The 13,984-nt window shown below is 58.0% G+C and carries 14 protein-coding genes and 1 tRNA gene; all 15 read left to right on the top strand.

The genetic code is table 11. The features are described 5' to 3' along the window. Positions 1-18: 18 nt before the first annotated feature. The 15 genes from ybgC to FFI16_RS02795 all read left to right on the top strand — a co-directional run bounded on the left by ybgC (position 19) and on the right by FFI16_RS02795 (position 13,963). Complete coding sequence (ybgC, locus tag FFI16_RS02725) at positions 19-474, top strand: tol-pal system-associated acyl-CoA thioesterase (protein WP_071484353.1); 456 nt, start codon at positions 19-21, stop codon at positions 472-474. A 1-nt stretch (position 475) separates the two neighbouring features. Next, positions 476-1,171, top strand: coding sequence for a protein TolQ (gene tolQ, locus FFI16_RS02730; RefSeq protein ID WP_003209819.1), 696 nt, complete (start codon positions 476-478; stop codon positions 1,169-1,171). A 23-nt stretch (positions 1,172-1,194) separates the two neighbouring features. Next, positions 1,195-1,647, top strand: a complete 453-nt coding sequence (tolR, locus tag FFI16_RS02735; RefSeq protein WP_161630238.1) for a protein TolR — start codon at positions 1,195-1,197, stop codon at positions 1,645-1,647. Then, on the top strand, positions 1,647-2,720 hold the full coding sequence (gene tolA / locus FFI16_RS02740; RefSeq protein ID WP_017139816.1) for a cell envelope integrity protein TolA: 1,074 nt from the start codon (positions 1,647-1,649) through the stop codon (positions 2,718-2,720). Before tolR ends, tolA begins: the two co-directional genes overlap by 1 nt. Before the next feature lie 17 nt (positions 2,721-2,737). Next, positions 2,738-4,018, top strand: coding sequence for a Tol-Pal system beta propeller repeat protein TolB (gene tolB / locus FFI16_RS02745; RefSeq protein ID WP_032865998.1), 1,281 nt, complete (start codon positions 2,738-2,740; stop codon positions 4,016-4,018). 55 nt (positions 4,019-4,073) lie between these two features. Further along, the gene (gene pal, locus FFI16_RS02750) at positions 4,074-4,574 is read left to right on the top strand and encodes a peptidoglycan-associated lipoprotein Pal (RefSeq protein ID WP_003193861.1); all 501 of its coding nucleotides are present in this window, start codon (positions 4,074-4,076) and stop codon (positions 4,572-4,574) included. A 6-nt stretch (positions 4,575-4,580) separates the two neighbouring features. Next, positions 4,581-5,417 (top strand): tol-pal system protein YbgF, encoded by an 837-nt coding sequence (gene ybgF, locus FFI16_RS02755; protein WP_110621437.1) that lies wholly within the window; start codon positions 4,581-4,583, stop codon positions 5,415-5,417. Between the two features lie 164 nt (positions 5,418-5,581). Continuing rightward, a complete protein-coding gene (queE, locus tag FFI16_RS02760; RefSeq protein WP_017139819.1) occupies positions 5,582-6,229 on the top strand; it encodes a 7-carboxy-7-deazaguanine synthase QueE in 648 nt (215 codons plus the stop codon). Position 6,230: 1 nt separating this feature from the next. Continuing rightward, a complete protein-coding gene (gene queC / locus FFI16_RS02765; protein WP_138814046.1) occupies positions 6,231-6,908 on the top strand; it encodes a 7-cyano-7-deazaguanine synthase QueC in 678 nt (225 codons plus the stop codon). A gap of 63 nt (positions 6,909-6,971) precedes the next feature. Further along, positions 6,972-7,047 (top strand) — tRNA-Lys (locus FFI16_RS02770). 566 nt (positions 7,048-7,613) lie between these two features. Further along, on the top strand, positions 7,614-8,798 hold the full coding sequence (locus tag FFI16_RS02775) for an acetyl-CoA carboxylase biotin carboxylase subunit family protein (protein ID WP_138814047.1): 1,185 nt from the start codon (positions 7,614-7,616) through the stop codon (positions 8,796-8,798). Positions 8,799-9,020: 222 nt separating this feature from the next. Further along, on the top strand, positions 9,021-10,211 hold the full coding sequence (locus FFI16_RS02780) for an aminotransferase class I/II-fold pyridoxal phosphate-dependent enzyme (protein WP_138814048.1): 1,191 nt from the start codon (positions 9,021-9,023) through the stop codon (positions 10,209-10,211). A 12-nt stretch (positions 10,212-10,223) separates the two neighbouring features. Continuing rightward, positions 10,224-11,624, top strand: coding sequence for a phenylacetate--CoA ligase family protein (locus FFI16_RS02785; protein ID WP_138814049.1), 1,401 nt, complete (start codon positions 10,224-10,226; stop codon positions 11,622-11,624). A 27-nt stretch (positions 11,625-11,651) separates the two neighbouring features. Next, positions 11,652-12,602 carry a D-isomer specific 2-hydroxyacid dehydrogenase family protein gene (locus FFI16_RS02790; RefSeq protein WP_178112626.1) on the top strand — a complete coding sequence of 317 codons (951 nt, stop codon included), beginning with the start codon at positions 11,652-11,654 and terminating at the stop codon, positions 12,600-12,602. Further along, the gene (locus FFI16_RS02795) at positions 12,599-13,963 is read left to right on the top strand and encodes an FAD-binding oxidoreductase (protein ID WP_138814051.1); all 1,365 of its coding nucleotides are present in this window, start codon (positions 12,599-12,601) and stop codon (positions 13,961-13,963) included. The genes FFI16_RS02790 and FFI16_RS02795 overlap by 4 nt, the downstream gene beginning before the upstream one ends. The last annotated feature ends 21 nt before the right edge of the window (positions 13,964-13,984 follow it).

Here is a 13,984-nt window from a genome sequence, read left to right on the forward strand (position 1 = left end):
AGGAGTAAGCACTAGAGTATGCGCGCGCAAAACGGGGATCAGTCGTTCGCACATCGCTGTCGCGTTTATTACGAGGACACCGATGCCGGCGGTATCGTTTATTACGTCAACTACCTCAAGTTCATGGAGCGGGCTCGAACCGAGCGGCTACGGGAGCTGGGCTTTGCCCAATCCCAGCTGGCAGGGGAGGACCTGTTATTCGTCGTGCATTCCAGCGAGGCGCGCTACCACGCACCGGCGCGACTGGACGACGAATTGCTGGTCAGCGCTGAAGTTATCGAATTGAACCGTGTCAGCCTGCGCTTTAAACAGCAGGTCAGGCGGGCAACGGATGCAACGCTGCTCTGTGAGGGGCAGTTCCTGGTGGCCTGTGTGCGCACCAATAGTTTGAAACCCCGGGCCATTCCCGAAGCTCTACGTGCGGCCTTTGCCGGCGTAAGCGGCGCGGGTAAACAATCAAAGCAGGAGATTTAGCGTGGAACCTACCGTCGTCGACCATTCCTCCATGTGGAGCCTGGTCAGCAATGCCAGTGTCGTGGTTCAACTGGTGATGCTGGTCCTGGTAGCCGCATCGGTTACCTCTTGGGTCATGATTTTTCAGCGCAGCAACCTGCTGCGTGCCGGTCGACGTGCCCTGGAGAGCTTCGAGGAGCGCTTCTGGTCGGGTATCGACCTGTCCAAGCTGTACCGTCAGGCCGGTAGCAACCCGGACCCTGATTCGGGCGTAGAGCAGATCTTCCGCGCCGGCTTCAAGGAATTCTCGCGCCTGCGCCAGCAACCGGGCGTTGACCCGGAAGCGGTCATGGAAGGTGTGGCCCGTGCCATGCGCGTTGCCATCTCCCGCGAAGAAGAAAAGCTTGAGCAAAGCTTGCCGTTCCTCGCCACTGTAGGCTCCGTGAGCCCGTACATCGGCCTGTTCGGTACCGTGTGGGGCATCATGAACTCCTTCCGTGGCCTGGCCCAGGCGCAACAAGCGACCCTGGCCACCGTGGCCCCGGGTATCGCTGAGGCCTTGATCGCCACTGCGATCGGCCTGTTCGCCGCTATTCCCGCAGTAATTGCTTACAACCGTTTTGCCGCCCGTGGCGAAACCTTGATCAGCCGTTACTACACCTTCGCCGATGAATTCCAGGCGATCCTGCACCGTAAAGTGCACACCAGCGAAGAATAAGCAGGTAATTTCCAATGGCTTTAATCGCTCGAGCTCGCAAAAAGCGCAAGCCGGTCGCCGAGATGAACGTAGTGCCTTACATCGACGTGATGCTGGTGCTGCTGGTTATCTTCATGGTGACCGCGCCGATGCTCAATCAGGGCGTGAAGGTTGATCTGCCCAAGGTTTCCAGCGAAGCCTTGCCGCAAGACAACAACACTCAGGTCCTGACCATTTCGATCAAGGCTGACAAGACCTATTACTGGAACCTTGGCAGCGAAGTCGACACCCAGAAACAGCAGGACAAGGCCATGACCTTGCCGCAGATGACGGACGCCGTGACCAAGATCATCCGGTCCGGCAACGAAGGCGGCAAGCACACGCAGGTGTTCATTCGCGGCGACAAAGTGGTCGACTATGGCTCCGTCATGGGCGCCATGGGCGGGCTGCAGAAGGCCGGCGTGGGTAACGTTGGCTTGATTACCGAGGCGCCCTGATGCAGCAACAGCGAGAGCCGTCCGCCTCGGAAAGCTACTTCTGGCCTAGCGTCTGGGCAATTGCCCTGCACGTCCTGGTGTTTGGCATGCTGTTCGTCAGCTTTGCCATGACCCCGGACCTGCCGCCAGCCAAGCCGATCGTGCAGGCGACCCTGTATCAGCTGAAATCGAAAAGTCAGGCCACCACCCAGACCAATCAGAAGATTGCGGGTGAGGCCCAGAAGTCGGCTGCGCGCCAGACTGAAGTCGAGCAGATGGAACAGAAGAAGGTCGAGCAGGAAGCGGTGAAGGCTGCTGCGGAACAAAAGAAAGAAGAGGCGGCTCAAAAGGCCGAGGAATCGAAAAAGGCTGACGAAGCCAAGAAAGCTGACGAGGCCAAAAAGGCTGATGAAGCCAAGAAAGCCGACAAAGCTGCCGAAGCTAAAAAGGCTGAAGAGAAACAATTGGCTGATATAGCCAAGAAGAAGTCTGAAGAAGAAGCCAAAAAAGCTGCCGAAGAAGAGGCCAAGAAAAAGGCCGCTGAAGACGCCAAGAAGAAAATAGTCGAAGACGCGAAGAAGAAAGCCGCCGAAGACGCCAAGAAAAAAGCTGAAGCAGACGAGGCGAAGAAAAAAGTCGCCGACGACGCGAAGAAGAAAGCTGCCGCCGACGCCAGCAAGAAAAAGGCCCAGGAAGCAGCGCGTAAATCCGCCGAAGAGAAAAAGGCCCAGGCCTTGGCAGATTTGCTCTCCGACACGCCGCAGCGTCAGCAAGCCTTGGCCGATGAACGTGGCGATGAAGTCGCTGGCAGTTTCGACGACCTGATTCGGGCGCGGGCAGCGGAAGGTTGGACACGTCCACCTTCGGCACGCAAAGGCATGACAGTAGTGCTGCAGATCGGCATGTTGCCGGACGGTACGGTGACTTCGGTCAGCGTGTCCAAGTCCAGTGGTGACGGTTCGTTCGACAGTTCGGCGGTTGCCGCGGTCAAGAATATTGGCCGGTTGACCGAGATGCAGGGAATGAAACCAAGCGACTTCGCTCCCTATCGTTCATTCAAGATGACATTCACACCTGAGGATCTAGCCTTGTGAGAAACCTTCTTCGAGGAATGCTTGTCGTTATTTGCTGTATGGCAGGGATAGCGGCGGCGGATGAAAAGAACATCCTGGTTACCAGCGGCAGCGATCGGGCCACCCCGATCGCGGTAGTACCGTTTGGCTGGCAGGGCGGCAGCGTGCTGCCGGACGACATGGCCCAGATCGTCAGCGACGACCTGCGCAACTCCGGCTACTACGCGCCGATTCCGAAAGGCAACATGATCAGCCAGCCAACCCAGGCCAGCGAAGTCATCTTCCGTGACTGGAAAGCCGTAGGCGCCCAGTACCTGATGGTCGGCAGCATTACGCCGGCCGGCGGTCGCCTGCAAATCCAGTACACGTTGTTCAACGTGGCCACCGAGCAGCAGGTCCTGACCGGCAGCGTATCGGGCACCGCCGAACAGCTGCGGGACATGGCGCACTACATCTCGGACCAGTCGTTTGAAAAACTCACCGGTATCAAGGGTGCGTTCTCGACACGTCTGCTTTATGTGACGGCTGAGCGTTTCTCCGTAGACAACACGCGTTACACCCTGCAGCGTTCGGACTACGACGGCGCCCGCGCCGTGACCTTGCTGCAGTCCCGTGAGCCAATCCTGTCGCCGCGCTTTGCGCCGGACGGCAAGCGTATTGCCTATGTGTCGTTCGAACAGCGCCGCCCGCGCATTTTCGTGCAGCACATCGACACCGGTCGTCGTGAGCAGATCACCAACTTTGAAGGCCTCAACGGTGCCCCTGCGTGGTCGCCGGATGGTTCGCGCCTGGCGTTCGTGCTGTCCAAAGATGGCAACCCGGACATCTACGTGATGAACATGGCTTCGCGCCAGATCAGCCGTGTGACCAGTGGCCCGGGTATCAACACCGAACCGTTCTGGGGTAAGGATGGTTCGACCATCTACTTCACCTCCGATCGCGGCGGCAAGCCTCAAATCTACAAAACAAGCGTAGGTGGCGGTGGCGCAGAACGCGTGACCTTTATTGGTAACTACAATGCCAATCCTAAGCTTTCGGCCGATGAAAAGACGTTGGTGATGATTCACCGTCAGGATGGTTTCACTAATTTCCGGGTTGCGGCCCAGGATTTGCAGCGTGGAACGGTAAAAATCCTCACAGATACCAACCTTGATGAGTCAGCCACTGTTGCGCCCAACGGCACCATGGTAATCTACGCCACCCGCCAGCAGGGCCGGGGAGTCTTGATGCTCGTGTCCATTAATGGACGCGTAAGGCTCCCGCTTCCTACCGCACAAGGCGAAGTCAGAGAACCATCCTGGTCCCCTTACCTGAACTGACGCGGCGCTACAAAAAGAATTGCTTAACACACTGGGGTTCATTAGGAGTTTCACGATGGAAATGCTGAAGTTTGGTAAGTTTGCTGCTCTGGCTCTGGCTCTGTCCGTAGCCGTTGGTTGCTCGTCTAAAGGCGGCGACAACGCCGGTGAAGGCGCAGCTGTTGATCCAAACGCTGGTTACGGCGCTAACACTGGTGCAGTTGACGGCTCCCTGAGCGAAGAAGCTGCTCTGCGCGCTATCACCACTTTCTACTTCGAATACGACAGTTCTGACCTGAAGCCAGAAGCCATGCGCGCTCTGGACGTTCACGCGAAGGACCTGAAAGCTAACGGCGCTCGCGTTGTTCTGGAAGGTAACACTGACGCCCGTGGTACTCGCGAGTACAACATGGCACTGGGCGAGCGTCGTGCGAAAGCCGTTCAACGCTACCTGGTACTGCAAGGTGTTGCTCCAGGCCAACTGGAACTGGTTTCCTACGGTAAAGAGCGTCCAGTTGCAACTGGCAACGACGAACAGTCGTGGGCTCAAAACCGTCGCGTCGAACTGCGTAAGTAATTCGTCATGCGAACGTGCCGTCGTGCTCTAACTGTATTGGCTCTCAGCCTCGCACCGCTTGCGGTGTGGGCTGCGGTTCCTGTGGAAGATAGCAACTCTGGCTATAACAATAGCGGGAGTAGTTATCCGCCAGCGGGTTATGGCACGAACGGCGCCTATGCTGGGGGGCCGGCAACTGCCGCTCCCTCGGCACAGGGCGAACTGTTCAACCAGCTGCAACGTATGCAGGATCAATTGTCGCAGCAACAAGGCACCATTGAGATCTTGCAGAACCAAGTGAACCAGCTGAAGCAAGAAGGCCTGGAGCGTTACCAGGATCTTGATCGACGCATTGGAGCCGGCGTAACACCTGCCGCAACTCCTGATAATTCTTCTGCCGGTGGTGCGCCAAGCGCCGCCGCCGGTGGTGCAGCAGCAGGCGCAGCGGCGGCCAGCCAAGCGCCTGCCGCCAGCAGCGAACCGGGTGATCCGGCCAAGGAAAAGCTGTATTACGATGCAGCTTTCGACCTGATCAAAGCCAAGGATTTCGATAAGGCCAGCCAGGCCTTTACCGCATTCCTGCGCAAGTACCCTAACAGCCAGTACGCGGGCAATGCCCAGTACTGGTTGGGTGAGGTGAACCTGGCCAAGGGTGATTTGCAAGCGGCAGGCCAGGCATTTGCCAAGGTCAGCCAGCTGTACCCAAAGCATGCCAAGGTGCCTGACTCGCTGTATAAATTGGCCGATGTAGAGCGCCGCCTGGGTCATACCGACAAGGTCAAAGGCATTCTGCAACAGGTGGTTGCCCAATATCCGGGTACCTCCGCAGCCCAGTTGGCCCAGCGGGATCTGCAGCGCTTGTAAGCGATGCAGCCCGTTTAGAAGAAACCCGCGCCTGGCGCGGGTTTTTTCGTTAGAATCCACGCCCTTTTATGAAACACGCTTTTTGGGGCCTACGCGTTGGCGGGGTTCCTTGAAGTGCCTGACGGAGGCGGACAGCCTGTTTAGCTGTTACGCCCGTGGCGACTATGCAAGACACATTACGTATTACCGAAGTTTTTTACTCGTTACAGGGTGAAACGCGCACCGCTGGCCTGCCTACCGTATTTGTACGGCTGACCGGCTGCCCTTTGCGTTGCCAATACTGTGACAGCGCCTACGCCTTCAGCGGCGGTACCGTGCGCACCCTCGACGACATCATCGAGCAGGTTGCCGGCTTCAAGCCGCGTTACGTCTGTGTGACCGGTGGTGAGCCCCTGGCCCAGCCCAATGCCATTCCGTTGCTCAAGCGGCTGTGTGACGCTGGCTACGAGGTGTCACTGGAAACCAGCGGTGCCCTGGACATTTCCGCGGTCGACGCGCGGGTGAGTCGGGTGGTTGACCTCAAGACCCCAGGTTCCAAGGAAGCGCACCGCAACCTCTACGACAACATGGACTTGCTGACGGCCAACGATCAGGTCAAGTTCGTGATCTGTTCGCGTGACGACTATGACTGGGCGGCCTCCAAGCTGATCCAGTACAACCTCGACCGCCGCGCCGGCGAGGTGCTGTTCTCGCCGAGCCACCATGACCTCAACGCTCGCGACCTGGCCGACTGGGTGGTAGCGGACAACCTGCCGGTGCGCCTGCAATTGCAGTTGCACAAATACCTGTGGAACGATGAGCCGGGGCGCTGACATGACCGAGCAAAAGCGCGCGGTCATCCTGCTCTCTGGCGGTCTCGATTCCGCCACGCTGGTGGCCATGGTCCGTGCCCAAGGCTACCGCTGCTACACCCTGAGTTTCGACTACGGCCAACGCCACCGCGCCGAACTGCACGCCGCCGAGCGTGTTGCCCGGGACCTGGGCGTGGTTGAGCACAAAGTGATCGGCCTCAACCTCAATGGCATCGGCGGCTCAGCCCTGACGGACAGCAGCATCGATGTACCCGAAGCGCCCAGCGAAGGCATTCCGCTCACCTACGTGCCTGCGCGTAACACCGTATTCCTGTCCCTCGCGCTTGGCTGGGCCGAAGTACTGAAGGCCTGCGACATCTTCATCGGCGTCAATGCCCTCGACTACAACGGTTACCCGGACTGCCGCCCGGAGTACGTCGAGGCATTTGAGCGTATGGCCAACCTGGCAACCAGGGCCGGTGTAGAAGGGCAGGGCTTTCGCATTCAGGCACCGCTGCAGAACATGAGCAAGGCAGACATCGTGAAGGCTGGCGTAGGGCTTGGCGTCGATTACGCGCTGACAGTTTCCTGCTACCAGGCAGACGATTTCGGCCGTGCCTGTGGGAAATGTGACGCTTGCAGACTGCGAGCAGAAGGCTTCGAAAACGCCGCAATTGCGGACCCAACGCGTTATTTCTGATTTATTTAAAATAAGGTGTTGAATAATCCTTAGAAATCAGTATTATACGCGCCACCACACAGCGGGTCGTTAGCTCAGTTGGTAGAGCAGTTGGCTTTTAACCAATTGGTCGTAGGTTCGAATCCCACACGACCCACCATTTTTGGCGGTTTAGAAAATCCGGAAGGCCCACGCAAGTGAGGATTTCCGGGTTTTTTTTTGCCTTTGATTTGAGGGGGGCTTGCCGGCGCTCAGGCTGCATAGCCCGCTCGGTGATAATGCCCGGGGCAGGCGAGCGACGGTACCCCGATGGTCGCCGCATTCGCTGAGTGCCCATGGGCCGAGCGCAGCTGTTTAGCAGCCGGTCGGACTTGTACAGAGTGACGCTGCTTAACTTCCCGTCTTGAAAGTGCCAATGCGTTGTTCGTCTCTCAGCCTGGCCATCCAATTGAATATTGTCAGTGCTTGATAAAGTACTAATAATTGACACCGTGTCTTTTCTTATAAGGTGCGGTTTAACCGTTGTTAACTAGTTGCATCGACTTATTGATTTTTTAAATTCCAGCCAGCAGGCCGGGTTTACGCTAGTCATTACGAGGGTGTGACGCTCTGTGGCGACGGCCACTTGAAAAAAAGCCTATGCGTCATATTGACACTCCCAAAGCGATCTACTTAACTGGCCGCAGTCACGGAAGTCGAGCTGGAACCTAATCACGGAAGACTCTTATGAATGTGCTCTTGATGCATCCCATCGCGGATTGGTCGGTCCAACGCATTGCGCAGCTGTGTAAGGTTAATGGTTGGCAACTGACTATTATGACCATTCGCTCTTCTGGTGTGGGTGATGGTATTTCCGGTTTGCATGAGTGGCTGCGGGTCGACAAGTTAAGTGAGGCACTCGCCGATATGCGTGAGGCGATCGGCGATCGTCGTTTTGATGTTGTTATTCCCGGTAATGAGTTTGCTGTGGTCGCAGCAGAAGTGTTAGCCAAATGGCTGGGCATTTACCATAACGATATTGATAAAATTAAGTTGGCGCGCAATAAGGCCGCTATGCGCCAAGCGTTTGAGGCGGCGAATATACCGCAGCCAAAAGTCAGGGCGCAGGTCGCTTCGATGGAGGCATGTCGTGCGCTTGACTGGGCCGCTATTGCCATGCCGGTAATCGTCAAACCGGTGGATATGGCGAGCAGCCTATTTGTCCGCAAGTGCGACACGGTCGAAGAAGTGGAGCACACGCTGGCGCAGATCTTTGCGTTTGAACGCTCAATGATTACCAACTATGACTTTCAGCGACAGGCCTTGATCGAGGAGTTTGTCGAAGGCCCCGAGTTCAGCCTGGAATGCGTGATTGATCAAGGTGTCCTGCGCCAGCAACTGTTGACCAAGAAATTCGTATCGCCCTTTCCCGGGTGCTTCGAGATCGGCCACATCAGCGGGGTTGCGGTCCCGCCCAGGCATGTCGAGGCGCTGAGCGTGCTCAGTGAAAAGATCGCGGCCATGTGGGGCATGCCCAACGGCATCATGCATATCGAATTCAAAATGACCGACGAACACCTGTGGGTGATCGAAGCCGCCGCTCGGGTGCCCGGCTGCCGGATACCCGAACTGGTGCAAATCCGGCATGGGGTGCAGATTGAAGAAACCTTCATTCGTTTGCGCGCAGGCTTGCCCTGGACACCTGTCGAAGCTTCAACCGATGCGCATGAAGAATGGGTAGGTATTCGCTTTTCCTTCCCAGAGCGCGCGCAGGCGGTGGTGACGTCCAATATCCAAGTTCTCCAGGAACACTACGACGACGACCATGTCATGGACGGTGCGGATGCATTTTCGGTCGATCGGCGTACGGGTTTCGTATTTGCCCGCAGTCAATCATTTGAAGAACTTTGTCGTTTTATCGGTGAAGTCTGACGTTGTTACTTCAAACGCGTTTATAACGCTCGGCCAATAAGGCGTGCGCGTGCGCTTGTCGAACTGTTAGTCGTTGAGTTGTTTAATTCGTTCCGTTACTGAGACCTGTGAACAGTGGCGCCTAATAACGTCGCTATTCCGGATGCGTCGCAGGTGCGAGTGGTCAAACAGTCTGTAGTGGAACTATTGCTGTCTCACTTACGTCCATGTGTGTCTATTACTATGCATAAAAAAACGATAGAAACGCTCACCGATATTGAGATTCGTGGTCTTTCTTCACACTACAGTCTGGCGGATGGGCATGCGTACCAAGATGTCGATGACTGTTATAAAACTATTATCAATAGTTTGCCGGAGTGTTGGGGTGAAGCGCGGACTCGGCCAATACCGCAATTGGAGTTTGCGTTTAAGCAAGCGTACGCCACCCTGGCGGGATCGCCTGCACTGGCCGGCATTACGCAGTTCAAGATTTGCCCTACGGCATCGAACTCGATTGATATCGTTGGCGCTTTTTTGGCGGAGCTGAATATAAAGACCGCCCTGATCGAACCCACGTTCGATAACCTCGCCTTATTGTTGAAACGCCGTTCGGTAGAGCTGGTCTCCATTTACGATGATCTGCTGGTGGACGCGGCGCGCCATGACGGATTAGGCCCGGATGTGCTCGACGAGAGTATTCGCGCGCTGTTCCTGGTCAACCCTAACAACCCCACCGGGCGAGTGTTGAGCGAGCCGGAATTTCGCGCCATCGTCGATTACTGTGCGCAGACCGGCACCAAGGTCATCCTTGATAACAGCTTCCGCCTGCATAACCGTCGCCCCTTTGACGACTACCGGTTGCTGGTGGAGTCCGGTGTCTCGTTCATTTGCATCGAGGACACCGGCAAGGTGTTCCCGACGTTGGACATGAAAGGCAGCCTGCTGGTCTATTCCGAAGACAACCGTGTGCTGATGGACCGTATCTACAACGAGATTTTCCTGTGTACCTCGGCGTTTTCCCTGGTGGTGCTGGAAAAATTCCTCAGCGTTACCGCCCAAGTGGGTTTGCATAAAACGGTATGGCGCACGGTTGATACGCACCGTCAGTTACTGCGTGCGGCGCTGGACCTCTCGACCCTGGAAGTGGACCTGAGTGCGCGCCATTCCTCCTTGAGTGTCGAATGGCTCGATTGCAGCCTCGCCGGTCTGGATGACTTTCGCGTGTGCTCACAGTTCGAACAACAGGGCATCACCGTGCTGCCGGGGCGAATGTTCTATTGGAACAGTCACCACGTGCCTGCTCACCAGCACAACTTGAGGGTCAGCCTGCTCAAACCCCATGCCAAGTTCGCGGATGCAGTGGATCGCCTGAGCCTGTCTGTCGGGCGCAAGCTGATCATGCCGTTGGGCGTGCCTGCCACGCTCGGTAGCTGAGGCCGGATCAAGATGACGATCTACGATACCCAGGCACACCACGCCGACATCGAAGCGATCCGTTATTTATCCAAGGTCGCCAGCACGAACCAGCGTACCGACGCCAAGCAGGTGTTTTATTCGCGCCAGGCCTACGACACCCTGCAAAACCAGCAGCGCGTAGCGCGCCTGCTCCCGGCCCGGCTCAAGGCCTATCGGGCCGCGTCGCGGGGTGAACCGCTGGAAGGGCCGTCCATGGTTGCACGGCTGTCGGCCTTGGTGGATCACGCATTCCAGAACACGGTGCTGTATCGCAACCTGTATACGGCAGCAGGTTTCACACTTGGCGACATCCGCACACTGGCGGATTTTGAGGCGTTGCCGGTGATCACCAAGCAGGATTTGCGCGATTGTCCCGAGCATGAGCGTATCTGTCAGTCAGTTGCACTGCCGTCCTACACGTCCAGGACTTCCGGCTCATCCGGCGCGGCGTTGAGTGTGAAGTACGGTGACCAGCAGTACGTGGAGTCGATGACCCACTACCTGTGGCAATTGGAGCAGGCACTGGGTAAGCCGGTGGATCCGCAGCGCTGGATTTACAACATCCATCATGCGCGCTGGTGGTTGTCTTCGGTGCAGGGCCAATACCGCACGTTTGCGATCAATGATTTGCCCCCGCTGGAGGCATTGGCGGCGCACCTGGACGTGCTGCGCCCACAAGTGCTGGTGACCTTGCCCAGTTACCTGGCGACCCTCGTCGCCCATGGGGTTGACCTCAAGCAATACGGGGTCGAGGCGATCACCACCAATTCGGAGCAAAGCTCGCCCCTGGAACGCCGCCAGTACGAGGCCTACTTCGGCATGCCCGTGCGCGATGAGTATTCCAGCGTTGAACTCGAACAAATCGCCTTCGAGTGCTCCCACGGACGCCACCATGTGCTTGAGGGCAGTGTGTACGTTGAAACCCTTGATCCGGATGCGGACGGCGTCGGCACGGTAGTCGGCACTAATCTGCAGGCATGGCACATGCCCATGATCCGCTACAACCAGGGTGACCTGGCGGTGATGGCGCAAGAGCCCTGCGGGTGCTCGGCACACACGCCTGCGCTGATGCATTTGCACGGGCGCCGTAATGCCTCGTTTCAGGCGCGCGATGGGCGCGTGGTGCCGTCGGCCTCGATATTGGGCATCGTCGATGACTTTCTGATGCGCACCGGCAATGGGGTAGAAGCCTATCGGCTCTACCAGATGAGTGTTGACGAAATGGCGCTGTACCACACCGGGGCCTGCCAGCGACTCGACAGCACCGCCCTGCAACAGCAACTGCAGCGTTTGTTCGGGCACGCGTTGGTATTGAACCTCAAGCACGTCGACGAGTTGCCGCAGCAAGCCAGCTACAAACGACAACTGCTGGTCAGCCTGGTCATGGCGTGATCCGGTCATTCACAGTCAGGGATGAACATGAAAAAACTTCTAGTCACCGGTGACGGTTACGCGCCTCATCATTTTGCCTCGCTGCGCACGGCAGGCTACGACATCCGTCATCTGCCGGGAGATGCGCCCCACTCGCAGGTACTCGATGAGCTGGCTGATACGTCGGTGCACCTGCTGGGCGGTTCGGAGCGCTTTGGCGCGCACGAATTTGGCCTGGCGAAAAAGCTTGAGTTGATATCGTTCGTCGGCACGGGGATTGGTGCCTTTGTCGACGAAGCGTTGGCGCACACCCATGGCGTCAAGACCCTGCACACACCGCCAGTAATGGCGCCTGCTGTCGCTGAGCTGACCGTAGGCCTGTTGTTGTGCGTGTACCGTGCCATCTGCGTACAAAACCGTGAGGTCAAGCAGTCGCAGGCTTCGCCATTGGTATCCCGCGAGCTGGCGGGGGCGCGAGTCGGGGTGATTGGCCTGGGCAATATTGGTCGGCGCGTTGCGGGCATGCTCAGTGACACCTTTGGCGCGCAGGTTGCTTACCACTCGACAACCCGCAAGCCCGAGGCCGAGCAGGCACACAACTTGAGCTACATGGCACTCGATGACCTGCTGCGTCGCAGTGAGGTGGTTATCCTCGCGTTGCCGACCAACGCCCAGACCGAAAACATCATCAACGCGGCGCGTCTTGCACTGTTGCCTGCGTCCGCTGTGCTGATCAATACCGCAGGTCCGCGGCTGGTCGATCCGCACGCGCTCAAGCTGGCCCTGGACACCTGTGCATTGGCCGCTGCGGCATTTGACGGTTACTACGCCGAGCCGCTGCCGCATCCGGCCGATGATCCCTGGGGCTTGCTGGCATTGCCGGATGACAAGTTCATCATCACCCCGCACACCGCCGCCAAAACCCCGCAAACCTGGGAGCGTATGGTCGAGCATGCGGTCAGCAATGTCCTTAACCATGCGCGCGAGGCCCAGCGATGAGTGTTGCTCAAGCCAAGGCAGTACCAGGCGCGGAGGCGATCGAGCGGTTTGTGCGCACGTTGCCCTGTGAAGTCATCACGCCCCAGGATGCGCATTACGACGAAGCGCGACAGATCTACAACCGTTTTCACGATATGTACCCGGCCGCACTGGTGCGCACGCTGGATCATGCTTGCCTGCGCCAAGTGCTCAGCTTTGCCATGGCGCAGGGTGTGGAGCTGGCGATTCGCGGCGGTGGTCATCATATCGGCGGCCTGGGCACCAGCCATCAGGGCATCGTGATTGATTTCTCGCCGTTCCAGCAGGTGCAGTTGGACACCGCCAATGGCGTTGTTCATGTGCAGCCGGGTGCCACCCTCAAAGCGCTGGATGAGGCCCTGTGCCCGCATGGCTGGGTAGTGCCCACCGGCACCGTGAGCCAGACCGGCCTGGGTGGCCTTACCCTCGGCGGCGGGATTGGCTGGCTGGTGGGCGCCTATGGGTTGACGTGCGACAACCTGGTCGGTGCCGATGTCATGCTCGCCGATGGCAGCGTTGTGCGTGCCGGGGAGGGCGCGCACAAAGACTTGTTATGGGCGCTGCGCGGCGGCGGTGGCAATTTTGGTGTGGTGCTGTCTTACACCTACCGTCTGAACCGATTGCCCGACGTGTGTTGCGGTGCGTATCGGGTGCAGTGGTCCAGGGTGCCCGACGTGCTGGCCAGGCTGGTTGAATTCATGCTGCAGCGCTGCCCGCCGCAGCTGACTATCGCGCCGGCTTTCTTGCGCGATGCCGCCGGTGAGCCCTACCTCTCGATTGATTTCTGCGGCTTTGAAGCATGCCCGGACGGTTTGCGTGAGTTGGCCGTGGTAGCCGCCGGCTGTGAGCCCGACAACATCCGCCGCTGGGACTTTGCCGACTGGCAAAGCAGCTTCGATGCAAACTTTCTCCCGCCCATGCGCGGTTATTGGAAGGCCAAGTACCTGACCCAACTGACCGCAGCGGACATTGCCCTGTTAATCACCCACTACGAGCAGGCACCGCGCGCGGCCCGTTGCACTATCACCCTGGAACATCTGCACGGTGCCTTCCGTGAAATGCCTTGCGAGGAGTCTGCCTTCGGCCACCGGCAGATGAATTTTGGCGTACTGATATCGACCCGCTGGCCCACGCCTGCGGACGACCCAGCGCACGTGGGCTGGGTACGCGGGGTGGCCAGCGAACTGGACCCCCATGGCCGTTGTGGCAGCTACGTCAATTACAGCCCGCTGGACAAGGATGACCAGGTGAGCAGTCTGTACGGCGATCACCACCAAAAGCTCAAGCGCCTCAAAGGTCTTTACGACCCGCAGAACCTGTTTCGCCGCAATCACAACTTATAAGAAACCGCGCAGGCAGTATGC

It is taken from the genome of Pseudomonas sp. KBS0710 (assembly GCF_005938045.2).
Lineage (GTDB): Bacteria > Pseudomonadota > Gammaproteobacteria > Pseudomonadales > Pseudomonadaceae > Aquipseudomonas.